Annotated in this window: 15 protein-coding genes; 8 read left to right on the forward strand and 7 right to left on the reverse strand. The window is 71.3% G+C overall.

The window, feature by feature from the left end; translation table 11 throughout:
• Window positions 1-204 precede the first annotated feature (204 nt).
• The gene (lexA, locus tag ACFWGZ_RS19825; RefSeq protein ID WP_382452999.1) at window positions 205-858 is read right to left on the reverse strand and encodes a transcriptional repressor LexA; all 654 of its coding nucleotides are present in this window, start codon (window positions 856-858) and stop codon (window positions 205-207) included.
• Window positions 859-903: 45 nt separating this feature from the next.
• Window positions 904-1,368 (reverse strand): MarR family winged helix-turn-helix transcriptional regulator, encoded by a 465-nt coding sequence (locus tag ACFWGZ_RS19830; RefSeq protein ID WP_382453000.1) that lies wholly within the window; start codon window positions 1,366-1,368, stop codon window positions 904-906.
• A 94-nt stretch (window positions 1,369-1,462) separates the two neighbouring features.
• Between ACFWGZ_RS19830 and ACFWGZ_RS19835 the strand changes: the two genes are divergently transcribed.
• The 6 genes from ACFWGZ_RS19835 (at window position 1,463) to ACFWGZ_RS19860 (ending at window position 7,763) form a co-directional block, all read left to right on the forward strand.
• Entirely contained in the window at window positions 1,463-2,230 is a 768-nt protein-coding gene (locus ACFWGZ_RS19835; RefSeq protein ID WP_382453001.1) for a DUF4142 domain-containing protein, read from the forward strand.
• Between the two features lie 43 nt (window positions 2,231-2,273).
• Entirely contained in the window at window positions 2,274-5,099 is a 2,826-nt protein-coding gene (locus tag ACFWGZ_RS19840) for a DUF4062 domain-containing protein (protein ID WP_382453002.1), read from the forward strand.
• 54 nt (window positions 5,100-5,153) lie between these two features.
• Window positions 5,154-6,290 carry an AI-2E family transporter gene (locus ACFWGZ_RS19845; RefSeq protein ID WP_382453003.1) on the forward strand — a complete coding sequence of 379 codons (1,137 nt, stop codon included), beginning with the start codon at window positions 5,154-5,156 and terminating at the stop codon, window positions 6,288-6,290.
• Between the two features lie 275 nt (window positions 6,291-6,565).
• Entirely contained in the window at window positions 6,566-7,063 is a 498-nt protein-coding gene (gene msrA / locus ACFWGZ_RS19850) for a peptide-methionine (S)-S-oxide reductase MsrA (RefSeq protein WP_382453004.1), read from the forward strand.
• Complete coding sequence (locus tag ACFWGZ_RS19855; RefSeq protein WP_382453005.1) at window positions 7,042-7,539, forward strand: MOSC domain-containing protein; 498 nt, start codon at window positions 7,042-7,044, stop codon at window positions 7,537-7,539. The genes msrA and ACFWGZ_RS19855 overlap by 22 nt, the downstream gene beginning before the upstream one ends.
• Window positions 7,536-7,763 carry a hypothetical protein gene (locus ACFWGZ_RS19860; RefSeq protein ID WP_382453006.1) on the forward strand — a complete coding sequence of 76 codons (228 nt, stop codon included), beginning with the start codon at window positions 7,536-7,538 and terminating at the stop codon, window positions 7,761-7,763. Before ACFWGZ_RS19855 ends, ACFWGZ_RS19860 begins: the two co-directional genes overlap by 4 nt.
• Here ACFWGZ_RS19860 and ACFWGZ_RS19865 read toward each other — a convergent pair.
• Entirely contained in the window at window positions 7,760-8,632 is an 873-nt protein-coding gene (locus tag ACFWGZ_RS19865) for an SDR family NAD(P)-dependent oxidoreductase (RefSeq protein ID WP_382453007.1), read from the reverse strand. The two genes, ACFWGZ_RS19860 and ACFWGZ_RS19865, sit on opposite strands and share 4 nt — an antisense overlap.
• Complete coding sequence (locus tag ACFWGZ_RS19870; RefSeq protein WP_382453008.1) at window positions 8,632-9,357, reverse strand: SDR family oxidoreductase; 726 nt, start codon at window positions 9,355-9,357, stop codon at window positions 8,632-8,634. The genes ACFWGZ_RS19865 and ACFWGZ_RS19870 overlap by 1 nt, the downstream gene beginning before the upstream one ends.
• Window positions 9,358-9,450: 93 nt before the next feature.
• Between ACFWGZ_RS19870 and ACFWGZ_RS19875 the strand changes: the two genes are divergently transcribed.
• A complete protein-coding gene (locus tag ACFWGZ_RS19875; RefSeq protein ID WP_382453009.1) occupies window positions 9,451-10,122 on the forward strand; it encodes a TetR/AcrR family transcriptional regulator in 672 nt (223 codons plus the stop codon).
• Between the two features lie 6 nt (window positions 10,123-10,128).
• Here ACFWGZ_RS19875 and ACFWGZ_RS19880 read toward each other — a convergent pair whose 3' ends face one another.
• Both ACFWGZ_RS19880 and ACFWGZ_RS19885 read right to left on the reverse strand, forming a co-directional pair.
• Entirely contained in the window at window positions 10,129-10,878 is a 750-nt protein-coding gene (locus tag ACFWGZ_RS19880; protein WP_382453010.1) for an NPP1 family protein, read from the reverse strand.
• Window positions 10,879-11,007: 129 nt separating this feature from the next.
• The gene (locus ACFWGZ_RS19885) at window positions 11,008-11,829 is read right to left on the reverse strand and encodes a siderophore-interacting protein (RefSeq protein WP_382453011.1); all 822 of its coding nucleotides are present in this window, start codon (window positions 11,827-11,829) and stop codon (window positions 11,008-11,010) included.
• Window positions 11,830-11,938: 109 nt separating this feature from the next.
• On the opposite strand from ACFWGZ_RS19885, the gene argG reads away from it, so the two are divergent.
• Window positions 11,939-13,384: an argininosuccinate synthase gene (gene argG / locus ACFWGZ_RS19890; RefSeq protein WP_382453012.1), complete on the forward strand. Its 1,446-nt coding sequence runs from the start codon at window positions 11,939-11,941 to the stop codon at window positions 13,382-13,384.
• Between the two features lie 25 nt (window positions 13,385-13,409).
• Here argG and ACFWGZ_RS19895 read toward each other — a convergent pair whose 3' ends face one another.
• Window positions 13,410-13,877: a hypothetical protein gene (locus ACFWGZ_RS19895; protein ID WP_382453013.1), complete on the reverse strand. Its 468-nt coding sequence runs from the start codon at window positions 13,875-13,877 to the stop codon at window positions 13,410-13,412.
• Window positions 13,878-13,925: the final 48 nt, after the last annotated feature.

Raw genomic sequence — 13,925 nt, forward strand, 5'->3', positions numbered from 1 at the left:
ACGAAAAGCGTGTCGACTTGACCTGACCCCTCGGGCGCGGCGGATGCATCAGCACTGCTCGTGACGGGACCACCCCACCCGCCACGGGTGTGAAAAGCGGCTCGCCTTCGGCTTCGCGGTTGGCTCGCCTTCGGCTTCGCGTTGCTCGGCTTCGCCTTCGCGGCCTTCGGCTTGTGCTGGGCGAGATCTGCTGCTGTGCAGCGTCTACACGCTGCGCAGCACCGAGACCACCACGCCCAGGATCACGGCCTTGTCGCCGTCCAGCACGGGGTACTCGGCGTTGCGCGGTTCCAGGAACACGTGGCCGTTGCGGCGCTGGTACACCTTGACCGTCGCCTCCTCCTCGATCATGGCGGCGACGATCTGCCCGCTGTGCGCCTCGTGCGTCTGCCGGACCACGACCGTGTCGCCGTCGCAGATCGCGGCGTCGATCATCGAGTCGCCGCGCACGCGCAGTGCGAACACGTTGCTGCCGCGGCCCACCAGGGTGCGCGGCAGGGTCAGCACGTCGTCCACGTGCTCCACGGCCGAGATCGGCGTGCCGGCCGCGATGTCACCGACCACGGGCACGGAGATCGAGTCCTCCGGGGTCTGTGCCGACGGCGTGCTGCTCAGGAAGACCCGGACGTCCATCGGGCGCGAGACCGAGGTGCCGCGCTTGAGGAAGCCCCGGTCTTCCATCGCTGCCAGGTGCTTCGACACCGACGAGGAGGACTTCAGCCCGACTGCCTCGCCGATCTCGCGCGTGCTGGGGGAGTAGCCGTGCTCGACGACCCAGTCGCGGATGGCGACGAGGATCCTCTGCTGGCGTTCCGGCAGCACCGTCGTGTCGAGGTCGAGATCGTCGTAGGCGGTCACCGGGACGATCTTAGTCGTCACCCGTTCGTGGACCCGCGCCGCACGTCAGGCGGTGTCCGCGTGGTCGCGGGCCGACCAGCGGGGTTCGCCGCCCGCCTCGGCGAACGCCGTCAGGGCCTCGACCAGGCCGTGCCGCAGGTGCTCGGGCATGCGCGCGACGATCGTGCTGATCTCGGCGCGGCGGCGGGCCGTCACCTCGGCCACCACGAGGCGGCCCTCCTCGCTGACGACCACGACCACCTCGCGCCTGCTCGCCGGGTTCTGCTCGCGCTCGACCATCCCGGAGGCGATCAGGCGGTCGATCATGCGCTTCGCCGTGGACGGGTTGACCTCCAGCAGGTCGGCGAGCGCGGTCAGGCTCATCGGGCCGCGGCTGTCGAGCAGCACGACCATGCGCAGCTGCGGCAGCGTGAGCGTCTCCTCGACGGCGGCGAGCGACCGCGCCGACACCGCGACCAGCAGGCGGGACGCGGTGAGGACCGCGTCGGTCACGTCGTCGACATCGCTCACCCGCCCAGTCTGGCAGCACTGGTCCAGGTAACGAAGAGGTAACCATTGCAGTGTGCAACGGTCGGCGTGCGGTGGTCCGTCCGTACCTCCCGGCATGCGGATACTCGTCGTCGCTGTGCTGACGTTGCTGCTCGGGGCGCCCGCCGCGTCCGCGCAGCCGGACCTGGGGCCCGACTACGTGCAAACCCGGTTCGGGCCGATGGGACCGGCGGGCCGGGACCTGCTGCAGAAGGTGGCGCTGGCCGGGCTGTGGGAGGGGCCCGCCGGGCGGATGGGCCTGGAGAAGTCGGCCAGCCCGCTCGTGCAGGAGGCGGGCCGGCACCTCATCGAGGGGCACGCCGACCTCGACCGGCGCACCGCCGAGCTCGCCCGCACGTTCGGCGTCGAGCTGCCCACGCAGCCCAACGAGGCGCAGCAGGGCTGGCTCGACGAGATGCAGGCGGCGCCCGCGCGCAGCCAGGAGTTCGACCGCGTCTTCGCGAACCGGCTCCGCGCGGCGCACGGCGTCGTCTACAAGTTCCTCGCCACCGTGCGCACGGGCACGCGCAACACCGCGATCCGCGACTACGCCAAGGTCTGCATGGACACCGTGCTCGACCACATGACGGTGCTGGAGGCGACCGGCGTGGTCGACTTCGCCGACACCGAGGCGATCCCGCTGGCGCTGGTCGCCCAGCCGTCCTCGGCCGCTCCCTCGCCCACGCTGCCGCCGCGCGCGTCCCAGCAGGTCGTGACCTCGGCGCCGCAGCCGGACGACGACGGCGTGCCGGACGGGCTGCTCGGGCTCGGCGTGGTCGTGGCGGTCGTCGGGGGGATCTGGCTGTGGAGCGGCGGCCGGAGCAGTCGCAAGATGCACCCGTGACGCCGGACGGTAACGGTTTCGCTCCGCGGTGCGAGATCCCGGCATGTCCGAGCCGCGGCAGTACCCCGGTGTGATGGTGTCGTCGACCTTCGCGGACCTGCGCGAGCACCGGGCGGCCCTGATGAGCGCGTTGCAGGGCAGGCAGCTGTTCCCGGTGGCGATGGAGTCGGACTCCGCCCTGCCCGACGGCACCGTCCTCGACTCGTCGCTGCGCAAGGTTCGCGAGGCCGCCGCGTACGTCGGAATCGTCAGCCACCGCTACGGCGCCGTGCCGGTGTGCGCCGCGAACCCGGACGGACTCTCGCTGACCCACCTGGAATACCGCGAGGCGGTGCGGCTGGGCCGGCCGATCCTGATCTTCATCATGGGTCCCGGCCACCCGGTCACGGTGGCCGACGTCGAACGGGACCCGGTGAAGCAGGCGAAGCTCGACGCGTTCCGCGAGGAGGTGAAGCTCGCCGACGGCGAACTGCAGCGCGTCTACCGCGAGTTCACCAGCCTCGACGACTTCGCCGTGGGCGTCACGCAGTCCGTCGCCGACCTGCGCGGGCTGCTCGAACCGGGGTCCCCGGCGCCGGAGCAGTCGCTGTACGCCCGCCCGCGCTACCTCGGCTCGCACCCGTTCGTGGGCAGGCAGGAACAGCTGACGACGCTGAGCGACTGGGCCAGCGAGGCGGAGTCGCGGACGGTGCTGCTGTTCGAGGCCATCGGCGGCACCGGCAAGAGCATCCTGACCTGGGAGTGGATCAACCACTACGCACCCGGCGTGCGCGACTGGGCGGGCCGGTTCTGGTACTCGTTCTACGAGGCGGGCGCGGTGATGGCCGACTTCTGCCACCACGCCCTCGCCTGCATGACCGGCCGGCCGCTGTCCGCGTTCACCGGCCGCAGCCAGGCCGAGCTGGGCGAGGAGCTGTTGCGGCAGCTCGAATCCCGGCCGTGGCTGCTGGTCCTGGACGGGCTGGAGCGCGTCCTGGTCGCCTACCACCGCTTCGACGCGGCGCAGGTGCTCGACGAGGACGCGGGCTCGTCCGACGAGATCGGCGACCGGCACCCGTGCGCGACGATCCGGCCCGAGGACGAGGAGCTGTTGCGGCGCCTGGCCGCCGCGGCGCCGTCGAAGATCCTGATCAGCTCGCGGCTGGTGCCGCGGGTGCTGCTGAACCAGGCCTCGCAGGCGGTTCCCGGGGTGCTGCACCAGCGACTGCCCGGCCTGCGCCCGGCCGACGCCGAGGCCCTGATGCGCGGCTGCGGCGTCACCGGCGACGGGTCGACCATGCGGGCCTACCTCCAGCGCCACTGCGACTGCCACCCGCTGCTCACCGGCATCGTCGCCGGCCTGGTCAACGACTACCTCCCGGCACGCGGCGACTTCGACGCCTGGTCGGAGGACGCCGACGCCGGCGGCAGCCTCGACATCGGCGAGCTGAACCTGGTGCAGAAGCGCAACCACGTCCTGCGCGAGGCGCTGGCCGCGCTGCCGGACGCGAGCCGCCAGCTGCTGTCGACGCTCGCGATGCTCTCCGAGGCGGTGCAGTACGACACCCTGAGCGCGATCTGCCCGCAGCTGCCCGACCTCGGGCAGGCGGTGGCGGACCTGGAGCGGCGCGGGCTGCTGCAGTACGACTGGCAGTCCCGGGACTACGACCTGCACCCGGTCGTGCGCGGCGTCGCGGCGGGGGAGCTGCCCGCGGAGCAGCGGCAGATCCTCGGCCAGCACGTGGTTGACCACTTCTCCGCGGACGTGCACAGCCGCTACGGCACCATCGCCGGCCTCGAAGAGCTGCGCGGCCACATCACCGTGGTGCGCACGCTGCTGCAGATGGGCAAGCTGTCCGAGGCCTTCCGCTCCTACACCAGGGGACTGGGCACCGCCCTGCACAACCTCGAAGCGGCCCAGGAGGTCCTGTCGTTGCTCCGCCCGTTCTTCGGGCCCGACTGGACCAGCCAGCTGCCGCCGGGGGAGCTCGCCCTGCTGTGGGCGGACATGAGCAGCGCGTTCGACAAGCTGCAGGAGCACCGCAAGGCGCTGGAGCTGGCGACGGCCGGGGTGGTCGCGCATCTGGAGATGGGCGACGTCCTGCAGGTCGCGGGCAGGCTGGCCGACGTCTCGGTCTCCCTCTACAACCAGAACCGCCTGGCCCGCGGGCACGCCGTCGCCGAGCTCGGCTGGCGGCTGTCGGAGGACGTCAACGCCGTGCGGGCGCGGTTCGGCAGCGGCCTGCAGCTCTACCGGTCGCTCGCGCGGATGGGCCGCGACGACGAGGCCGACGCGGTGTGGGCACGCCTGGCCAAGTCCGGCCTGGTGATGGGCGGGGCCGACCTGGCACGGGCCGAGCACCTCTTTGAACGGGGGCTGCTCGAGCACCGGGACCTGGACCGGATCGACGCGGACGGCGAGCGGTTCGTCGTCAGAGGGGTGCACCGGCTCCGGGGACGCCTGCACCTCGACCGCGAGGAGTGGGCCGCGGCGGCCGAGGAGTTCGAGACGATCATCGGGATGGCGCGCCGGGCCGGGGTCCCGAGCCTGTGGGACGACGGCGCGTTGCTGCTCGCCCGCCTGCACCTGGGGCGGCTGCCGGACCCGGCGGCCGAGATCGCGCTGCTGCCCTCCGGCCACCTCCTGCTGCCCGAGCTGTGGATCGCGGCGGGCGAACCGGACCGGGCCGTGCGGCCCGCGCTCGACGCGCACGCGTTCGCCTGGGCCGACGGGGAGCCGTTCGTCCACCGGTATCAGCTGACCAGGACCGAGGGCGTCCTCGGCGAGCTGGGCGTGCCGGTGCCCGTCCTCCCGGCCCACGACCCGGACCACGACCCCGAACTGCCCTGCGAGGCCGCGGTCAGGGCGTACCTGGATGTGGCGCGCTGACGAATTCGGCGGGTCTGCCACCCGTTCGGGCTAGATCACGAGAGACTGTGCGGCGTGGACGGGCAACGCCGCTGGGCGGACAAGGGTGAGGCCATCGGGCACGGCGTGAGCTGGCTGTCGCGGTGGAGTCTGCGGGCGGCGCTGGCGGCGCTCGGCTTCTGGATGGTGTTCTGGCTGATCGGGACGCTCTGGGTGGTCGTGCTGCCCGTGCTGCTCGGCCTGCTGATCACGACGGTGCTGTGGCCGCCGGCCCGCTGGATGATGTCGCGGGGCATGAACTCGGCGCTGGCGGCGACGATCGTGCTGCTCGTCGGGCTGGGCGTGCTGGGCGGCGTGATCGCGGCCATCTCCACCTCGATCGCGTCGGGCGTGCCGGAGATCAGGGACAGCGCGACGAAGGCCATCTCGCAGCTGCAGGAGTGGGCGGGCGGGCCGCCGTTCAACCTCAAGGGCAGCGACCTCGACCGGTTGATCGACCAGGGCGTCGAGCAGCTCAAGGCGAGCATCGGCTCGATCGCGAACGGGCTGCTCACCGGCGCGGGCGCGGTGACGTCCGGGCTGGTGACCGGTGTGGTGGCGTTGCTGCTCGCGTTCTTCTTCGTCAAGGACGGCATGCGGTTCACGCCGTGGCTGCGCGGTGTGATCGGGGAACGCGCGGGCGGGCACGTCACGACGGTGCTGGAGCGGGTCTGGGCCACGCTCGGCAGCTTCATCCGCAGCCAGGCCGCCGTGTCGCTGATCGACGCGGTGTTCATCGGGCTGGGACTGCTGATCCTCGGGGTGCCGCTCGCGGTCCCGCTGGCCGCGCTGACGTTCCTCGGCGGGTTCATCCCGATCATCGGCGCGTTCATCGCCGGCGCGCTGGCCGTGCTGGTCGCACTCGTCAGCAACGGGCTGACCACGGCGATCATCATGCTGGTCATCGTCGTCGTGGTGCAGCAGGTCGAGGGCAACGTGCTCCAGCCGATCCTGCAGTCGCGCGGCCTGCGCCTGCACGCGGCGGTCGTCCTGCTGGTGGTCACCGCGGGCACGAGCCTCTACGGCATCGCCGGTGCGTTCTTCTCCGTGCCGGTCGCCGCCGCCGTGGCCGTCGTCCTGCGGTACCTGGGCGAGGTCATCGAGGCGAGGTCCGTCAGCACAGCACCGGCCGACGGGGACGAGCCGGTGGAGGCCGACCGCTCTCCCGAGTGAGCGCCGCGACTCCGCCCGCGGGAGGAACTCGTCGGTGAGGACCCGCTCGACGGTGCCGTCCACGCCGACGTGCTCGTCGGCTCCCACCGCCACGTGGTGGCGTCCCACCTGGCGTTCGCCCCGCGCGAGACCGAACGCGCGGCCTGGACGGGTACGACTTCCGCTGATGGGCCCGGACCGTGCGAGCCTGTAATGGTTACGTCACACCTCGGCGGGGATGATCCGGTGGAGACCGAACGTTCTCCTGAGTGAGGACCGAGCAGAGGAGAACCACAGTGACGGAGAAGGCTGTTCTCGCGGGCGGCTGCTTCTGGGGCATGCAGGACCTGTTCCGCCGCCACCCCGGAGTCGTCTCCACCCGCGTCGGCTACACCGGCGACCCGAGCACGCCCAACGCGACCTACCGCCGCCACGGCAACCACGCCGAGGCCATCGAGATCGTGTTCGACCCCGAGAAGCTGAGCTACCGGCAGATCCTGGAGTTCTTCTTCCAGATCCACGACCCGTCGACCCGCGACCGCCAGGGCAACGACATCGGCGCGAGCTACCGGTCGGCGATCTTCTACACCGACGACGCGCAGAAGAAGGTCGCGGAGGAGACGATCGCGGACGTCGACGCCTCCGGCAAGTGGCCGGGCAAGGTGGTCACCGAGGTCACCCAGGAGTCCGACTTCTGGCAGGCCGAGCCGGAGCACCAGGACTACCTGGAGCGCTACCCCAACGGCTACACGTGCCACTACGTGAGGCCCGAGTGGCAGCTCGGCGAGAGGTAGAGATCGCCGGGTTGCACGTCTCACCCGTGCACGCCTTCGAGGGCCGTCCGTCGGACGGCCCTCGTCCCGATCCGGGGCCGGTGTCGCCGGGGCGGGTGGACGTGCGCGCGGGTCTGGGGATCGTCGGCGACCGGTACTTCAACCACCCCGCGCACCGCAACGCGGCCGTCACGTTCCTCGCGGCCGAGTCGCTCGCGCCGTGGCCGGTGGACCCGGTGGTGGCGCGGCGCAACGTGGTGGTGCGCGGGTTCGACGTCGACGCCCTGCCGCGCGGCACCGTGTTCAGCCTCGACAGCGGCGCCGGGCCGGTGCGGTTCGAGGTGCACCGGCCGGCCCACCCGTGCGCGTGGATGGACGCCGTGATCGCTCCGGGCGCGTTCAAGGCGTTGCGGGGCAAGGGCGGGGTGCGGTGCGTGCCGCTGGACGACGGGGTGCTGCGCGTCGGCGCGGCGGAGTTGGCCGTCATGACCGCGTGAAGCGGGTGCGCCGCACGCCGACGATCGTGGGGGACGTCGAGCCGGACCCCGCCGGCACACCGCCCGCCCAGCAGGTCGTCCGCGGGCCGGGCGCGATCATCCTGCTGCACCCCGGGTGCGCGAGCCGCGACCAGACCCGGCAGGCGCCGAGGCCGATCGGCACGACGCTGGAGGAGCGCGGCTCCCGGTTCGTCACCGCGTCCGCGCTCCTCCGGCTCCGCTAGATCAGGTCCGCGAGCTCCACCCGGCGCAGGAACTCGCCGCGCACCCGGTCCGCCACCGCGTTCACGACCTCGGCGCCGTCGGACGACGGGTCGACGTGCACGCGGAACGGCGGCTTCGGGGCGTCCACCACGGACACGATCGCGTCGGCCACCGCGCCGACGTCCGCCCACGACGGTTCCAGCTCGGCCAGCTTGACGCCCACCTGGTCCATGAGGCCGGGGTAGAGCTCGTCGTAGGCCGCGGCGCGCTCGGTGTCCTCCGGGGTGCCGCTGTGCGCGAAGTGGTTGGTGCCGTGGGTGAACGCGCCTGGCACGACGATCGTGGTCTCGACGCCGAACCGCAGCAGCTCCGCGCGGTAGGAGACCGCCAGCGCGTCCATCGCCGCCTTGGCCGCGAAGTACGGCGCCAGGTATGGGGGAGTGCCGCCGCGGGTCGAGCTCGAACCCACCCACACGACCTGCCCGGAGCGCTGTTCCCGCAGCAACGGCAGCGCGGCGCGGTTGACCCGTTGCGTGCCCAGGACGTTGATGTCGTAGAGCGCCGCGTACTGCTCCGGCGTGAACGCCTCGGCGGGGCCGGTGACCATGTGGCCCGCGTTGTGCACCACCACGTCGAGGTGGCCCTGCCCGGCGACGATCGTCGCGATGGCCGCGTCGACCGACTCCTGCGACTGCACGTCGAGCTCCACGGCGTGCACGTCGGCCTTCTGCGCCGTCCCGAACTCGGCGAGCTCGGCGACGGCCGGGGCGTTGCGGCCGGTGGTGGCCCGCATGCCCGCGTAGACGGTGTGGCCCGCGAGAGCCAGCCTGCGCACTGCCAGGGCGCCGAACCCGCTCGACGCGCCCGTGACGACGATGACCTTGCCCATCAGATGATGCCTCCGTTCGCACGAATGGTCTGGCCGTTGATCCAGCGGGCGGGACCCGCGAGGAACGAGACGACCTCCGCGATGTCGCCCGGCTCGCCGATGCGCTCCAGGGGAGCCTGCTTCGCGAGGGTGTCGATCGTGTCCTGGTCCTTGCCGTCGAGGAACAGCTCGGTGGCCGTGGGGCCGGGCGCGACGGTGTTGACGGTGATGTCGCGGCCGCGCAGCTCACGGGCCAGCACCAGGGTCAGCGCCTCGACGCCGCCCTTGGACATCGCGTAGGCGCCGTACTGCGGGAAACGCAGGCCCACGACCGAGGACGAGACGTTGATGATGGCGCCGCCCTCGCGCAGACGACGTGCGGCCTGCTGCGACACGACGAACGTGCCGCGCGCGTTGGTGCGCATGATGCGGTCGAAGACCTCCAGGTCCAGGTCCGCGACGGTGCCGAGCGGCATGATGCCCGCCGAGTTCACCACGACGTCGACACCGCCGAAGGTCTGCTCCGCGAGGTCGAACGCGGCGGCCACGGCCGTCTCATCGGCCACGTCGGCCTGGGCGGCGATGGCCTGGCCACCGGCCGACGTGATCGCCTCGACGGCCTCGTCGGCCGCGGTCTTGTTGCCGGCGTAGACGATGACGACGGCGGTGCCGTCGGCGGCGAGGCGTTCCGCAGCCGCCCGCCCGATGCCCCTCGATCCGCCGGTGACGATCGCAACGCGGGTCATGTCGTTCCTCCTAGCTGCTGTTTCCGTCGTTAACGCATTCAACGTATCACCGGTATCGAATCAGCGCTACCGCTCATGTGTTATCGTCGTTACATGGACACGAGGGAGCGTCTGGTCCAGGCCGCGGCCGATCTGCTGGTGGAGGGCGGCAAGGAGGCGGTCTCCACGCGTGCGGTCGCCACCGCGGCGGGCGTGCAGGCTCCGACGCTCTACCGGTTGTTCGGCGACAAGGACGGCCTGCTCGACGCCGTCGCGGCGCACGGCTTCGCCGGGTACCTCTCCTCGAAGCACGCGATGGGGACGAGCGGCGACCCGGTGGACGACCTGCGGCGCGGCTGGGACCTGCACATCGGGTTCGGCCTGGAGCGGCCCGCGTTCTACCTGCTCATGTACGGCGAGCCGCGCAAGCGCGAGGCGCGGCTGGAGGCGGACGCGATGCTCCGCCGGATCATCGGCCGCATCGCCTCGGCCGGGCGGCTCGCGGTCACGGTCGAGCAGGCGGCGCAGTTCGTGCACGCCACGGGCCTGGGCGTGGTGCTGGCGCTGATCGCGACGCCGGAGGACGAGCGCGACCTCGGCCTGATCGAGTTCACCCGCGAGAACGTCATCGGCGCGATCACGACGGACGCCTCACCGGACGAGCCGTCGGACATCCCGAGCAGGGCCGTGGCACTGCGGACGGCCCTGCAGGAGGACCCGCCCCGCGCGCTGTCGCCGGCGGAACGGGCCCTCCTGGCCGAGTGGCTCGAGCGGGTCGCCCGGTAGCAGGGCTCAGGCGTTCGGGTCGAACGGGATCCCGGCCGGCTTCGCCCTGCCGAGGTTGGAGTTGAACGCGCCGTCCTTGATCGCGAGCGACGCGCTGCCGAAGTCGGCGTTCACCAGGACGTCGCGCACCCCGGCGGGGAACCGGTTCCAGCTCACGAGGTCCGGGTACTGGTAGACGCCGTAGTGGTTCTCCGCCACCTCACCGTTGCCGGCGAGCCGGAAGCAGTGCGTGCTGGCGCCGTCCTTGTGGTAGATGATCTTCGGGTGGGTGCCCTCCCACTGCACGTTGGCGCGCGGGTGGGTCTTGTACTTGCCGTGCTCGGACGTGGAGACGTACTGCGCCACATCGTTCTGCACCCACACGACCACGTGCTCGATGTCGTGCCGGTGCCCGCAGCAGTCCCACAGCGGTACGGCCTGGTCCTTCTCGAAGTACAGGTCGTAGAGGTAGGCGCACCAGCCGTTGTTGCACTTGGACCGGCTGTAGGAGTTGGTGTTGTCGAGGTCGGACTTGTCGTGGCAGTTGCCGTTGAGCGCGCCGGAGTTCTTCAGGCCGGGCGCGACCTGACCGGTCGGCGAGATCGCCGGCGTCGGGTAGCAGCCGTCACCGTCGTAGTCGAAGGCCGGCTGCCACTTGCCGTCGGCCTCCTCGTAACTGGCGGGGATGGCCGCCGGCGGGTCGGCGAGCGCGACTCCCGGGAACAGGGCGGTGATCAACAGGGCGCCCGCGAGCGCAGGCAGGAGCTTCTTCCTCAACAGTGGCCTCCGTGAGCAGCAGGGGAGAGGCTTGCGAGGCTGAAACTGGTACATGAACGGCGTTCATGTCCAGGTGCTTCACCGAATCTTTGCCTTACCGGGAAAGGGGCAGCCGGTGAACGGAATCGATCACGTCCTCGCGGCGCCGACCTTCCAGTACCCGCTGAACAAGATCGCCCTGCGGTCCACCCCGCGGTCCTTCACCAGGTGCCGCCGCACCCCGGTCGCGAGTGCCGACTCCCCGCACGCCCACGCGTAGTCCACAGTGGACAGCGCACGCTCCTGGACCGCTTTCAGCACCGCGGTTCCCGGCTCGGCGTCGCCGCGGAACACCCACTCCGCCTCCAGGTCGAGCCGGAACGACTCGTCGGGCACCTCCGCGAACACCTGCACCGGCCGCGTCTCCACCTCGAGGATGGCGGCGAGCGCGGGCAGCGCCGTCTCGTCGGCCACGAGCAGCACCGAGCCCTCGGCCGGCGGCCGGTACGCCGACCCGCCCGCGCGGAAGCCGGCCCGGGACCCCGCGGTGGCGCGGCGGGCCCAGCGCGTGCCGGGGCCCGCGTCGCCGTGGACCACGAAGTCGACGTCGATCTCGGCCTGTTCGGGGCGGTGCGCGCGGACGGTGTACCAGCGCAGGTCGGGGCGGACGTTCTCCGGCATCGCCTGCAGGGCCGCGCGGACGTTGATGCGGTCGTCGGCGGGCATGACCAGCGCGCGGTCCGTCGCCACGACCAAGCCGAAGTACTCGTCCGGTCCGGTGACCGCGTAGGAGGCGAACTCCGGTGCGTGGAAGGTGATCCGGCGCATGTGCTCGCTCAAGTCGGTCACGGCGGTGACGGTCATGACGAACTGTTCGAAGACCTCGCGGCGGTTCGCGGGGGCCATCACCAGCTCGGCCGCCTTGGTGGCGGCCTTGATCGTGAACCGCTCGAGGGCGGAGTAGCGCGTCATGCGAGGCACCCTACAGCTTTGGTAAGGCTTACCTAAATAGTTCGTCTGAGACATACCCGACACGCACCCCGGCGTGCATGCTCATACATCTTCGTGCATAATTCTCAACGTGTCCAAGGTGCTCACTTCACTTCCCGCCGGCGAACGCGTCGGCATCGCCTTCTCCGGTGGTCTCGACACCTCCGTCGCCGTCGCGTGGATGCGTGAGAAGGGCGCTGTGCCCTGCACGTACACCGCGGACATCGGTCAGTACGACGAGCCCGAGATCGAGACCGTCCCCGGCCGCGCCGGCACGTACGGCGCCGAGATCGCCCGCCTGGTGGACTGCCGGGCCGCGCTCGTCGAGGAGGGGCTCGCGGCGCTCGCCTGCGGCGCGTTCCACATCCGCTCCGGTGGCCGCGCGTACTTCAACACCACCCCGCTGGGCCGCGCCGTCACGGGCACCATGCTCGTGCGCGCCATGCTCGACGACGACGTCCAGATCTGGGGCGACGGCTCGACCTACAAGGGCAACGACATCGAGCGGTTCTACCGCTACGGCCTGCTCGCGAACCCGTCGCTGCGGATCTACAAGCCGTGGCTCGACGCGGACTTCGTGACCGAGCTCGGCGGCCGCAAGGAGATGTCCGAGTGGCTGCTCGAGCGCGACCTGCCCTACCGGTCGAGCGTCGAGAAGGCCTACTCCACCGACGCGAACATCTGGGGCGCGACGCACGAGGCCAAGTCGCTCGAGCTGCTCAACGAGGGCATCGAGATCGTCGAGCCGATCATGGGCGTCAAGTTCTGGGACCCGTCGGTCGAGATCGCGGCCGAGGACGTCACCATCGGCTTCGACCAGGGCCGCCCGGTCACGATCAACGGCAAGGAGTTCGGCAGCGCCGTCGACCTCGTGCTCGAGGCCAACGCCATCGGCGGCCGCCACGGTCTGGGCATGTCCGACCAGATCGAGAACCGCATCATCGAGGCCAAGAGCCGCGGCATCTACGAGGCGCCCGGCATGGCGCTGCTCCACATCGCCTACGACCGCCTCGTGAACGCGATCCACAACGAGGACACCGTGGCCTCGTACCACACCGAGGGCCGCAAGCTCGGCCGTCTGCTGTACGAGGGCCGCTGGCTCGACCCGCAGTCGCTGATGATCCGCGAGGCGCTGCAGCGCTGGGTCGGCTCCGCGGTCACCGGCGAGGTCACGCTGCGGCTGCGCCGGGGCGACGACTACTCGATCCTCGACACGTCGGGCCCCGCGTTCAGCTACCACCCGGACAAGCTGTCGATGGAACGCACCGAGGACTCGGCGTTCGGTCCGGTCGACCGCATCGGCCAGCTGACCATGCGCAACCTCGACATCGCGGACTCGCGCGCCAAGCTGGAGCTCTTCGCGGGCCTCGGCATGGTCGGCACCCGCCAGTCGGCGCTCATCTCGGCCCAGGTCGAGCCGACGAAGCTGATCGGCGACGTGCCGGACGGCGGCGCCGAGGTCATCGCCTCGCGCGGTGAGGTCTCCGAGGCCGACGCGCTGCTCGACGCCGCCGCGATGGAGTCCGGCACCGACTGACGCCGCACGGGTGTGGCCGCGGGCGTCAGGTCTGCGGCCACATCGAGTAGATGACGTTCTCCGTGTCGGCGCACACGACCTGCGGCATGGCGCCCTCGGCGACCTGGTTGCACGCCAGGGTGCCGATCTCGACCGGCGGCAGGCCGGTCTTCGGCTCCTGGCGCTGCGCGTAGTAGTCGAACAGGACCGCCCCGGCCTGGTCGCAGTTCAGCCGGCCCTTCGGGGTCTCCATGACGACGGCGAGCATCGGCTTGCCCAGGGCGCCGGTGAAGGGCTTGTCGCAGTACTGCGCGGGCAGGCTCTCGTAGTGGTCCGGCGGCACTCCGTCGAGCGCGGTGGTCCCGCTCTGCCTGGTGGTGCTCGGAGTCTGCTGCCCGGAAGTCGTGGTGGCGGGTGACGTCGTGTCCGGACCGGTGGTGCCGGAGCCGGTGACCTCCGAGGTGCAGCCCGCCGCCAGGGCGGCGAGGAGCACGGGCGCGATCAAGAACCTCATGCCTGCGAGGTCGGTGCGGACCTCGCTGCCGTTACTCCGATCAGGTAC

This window comes from Lentzea sp. NPDC060358, assembly GCF_042725365.1.
Lineage (GTDB): Bacteria > Actinomycetota > Actinomycetes > Mycobacteriales > Pseudonocardiaceae > Lentzea.

Excerpts from the sequence above, each read along its gene's own strand:
- ACFWGZ_RS19835 (WP_382453001.1), top strand. The coding sequence starts at position 1,463 with ATGCGGATACTCGTCGTCGCTGTGCTGACGTTGCTGCTCGGGGCGCCC.
- ACFWGZ_RS19840 (WP_382453002.1), top strand. The coding sequence starts at position 2,274 with ATGTCCGAGCCGCGGCAGTACCCCGGTGTGATGGTGTCGTCGACCTTC.
- ACFWGZ_RS19865 (WP_382453007.1), bottom strand. The coding sequence starts at position 8,632 with ATGGGCAAGGTCATCGTCGTCACGGGCGCGTCGAGCGGGTTCGGCGCC.
- ACFWGZ_RS19870 (WP_382453008.1), bottom strand. The coding sequence starts at position 9,357 with ATGACCCGCGTTGCGATCGTCACCGGCGGATCGAGGGGCATCGGGCGG.
- ACFWGZ_RS19875 (WP_382453009.1), top strand. The coding sequence starts at position 9,451 with ATGGACACGAGGGAGCGTCTGGTCCAGGCCGCGGCCGATCTGCTGGTG.
- ACFWGZ_RS19885 (WP_382453011.1), bottom strand. The coding sequence starts at position 11,829 with ATGACGCGCTACTCCGCCCTCGAGCGGTTCACGATCAAGGCCGCCACC.
- ACFWGZ_RS19895 (WP_382453013.1), bottom strand. The coding sequence starts at position 13,877 with ATGAGGTTCTTGATCGCGCCCGTGCTCCTCGCCGCCCTGGCGGCGGGC.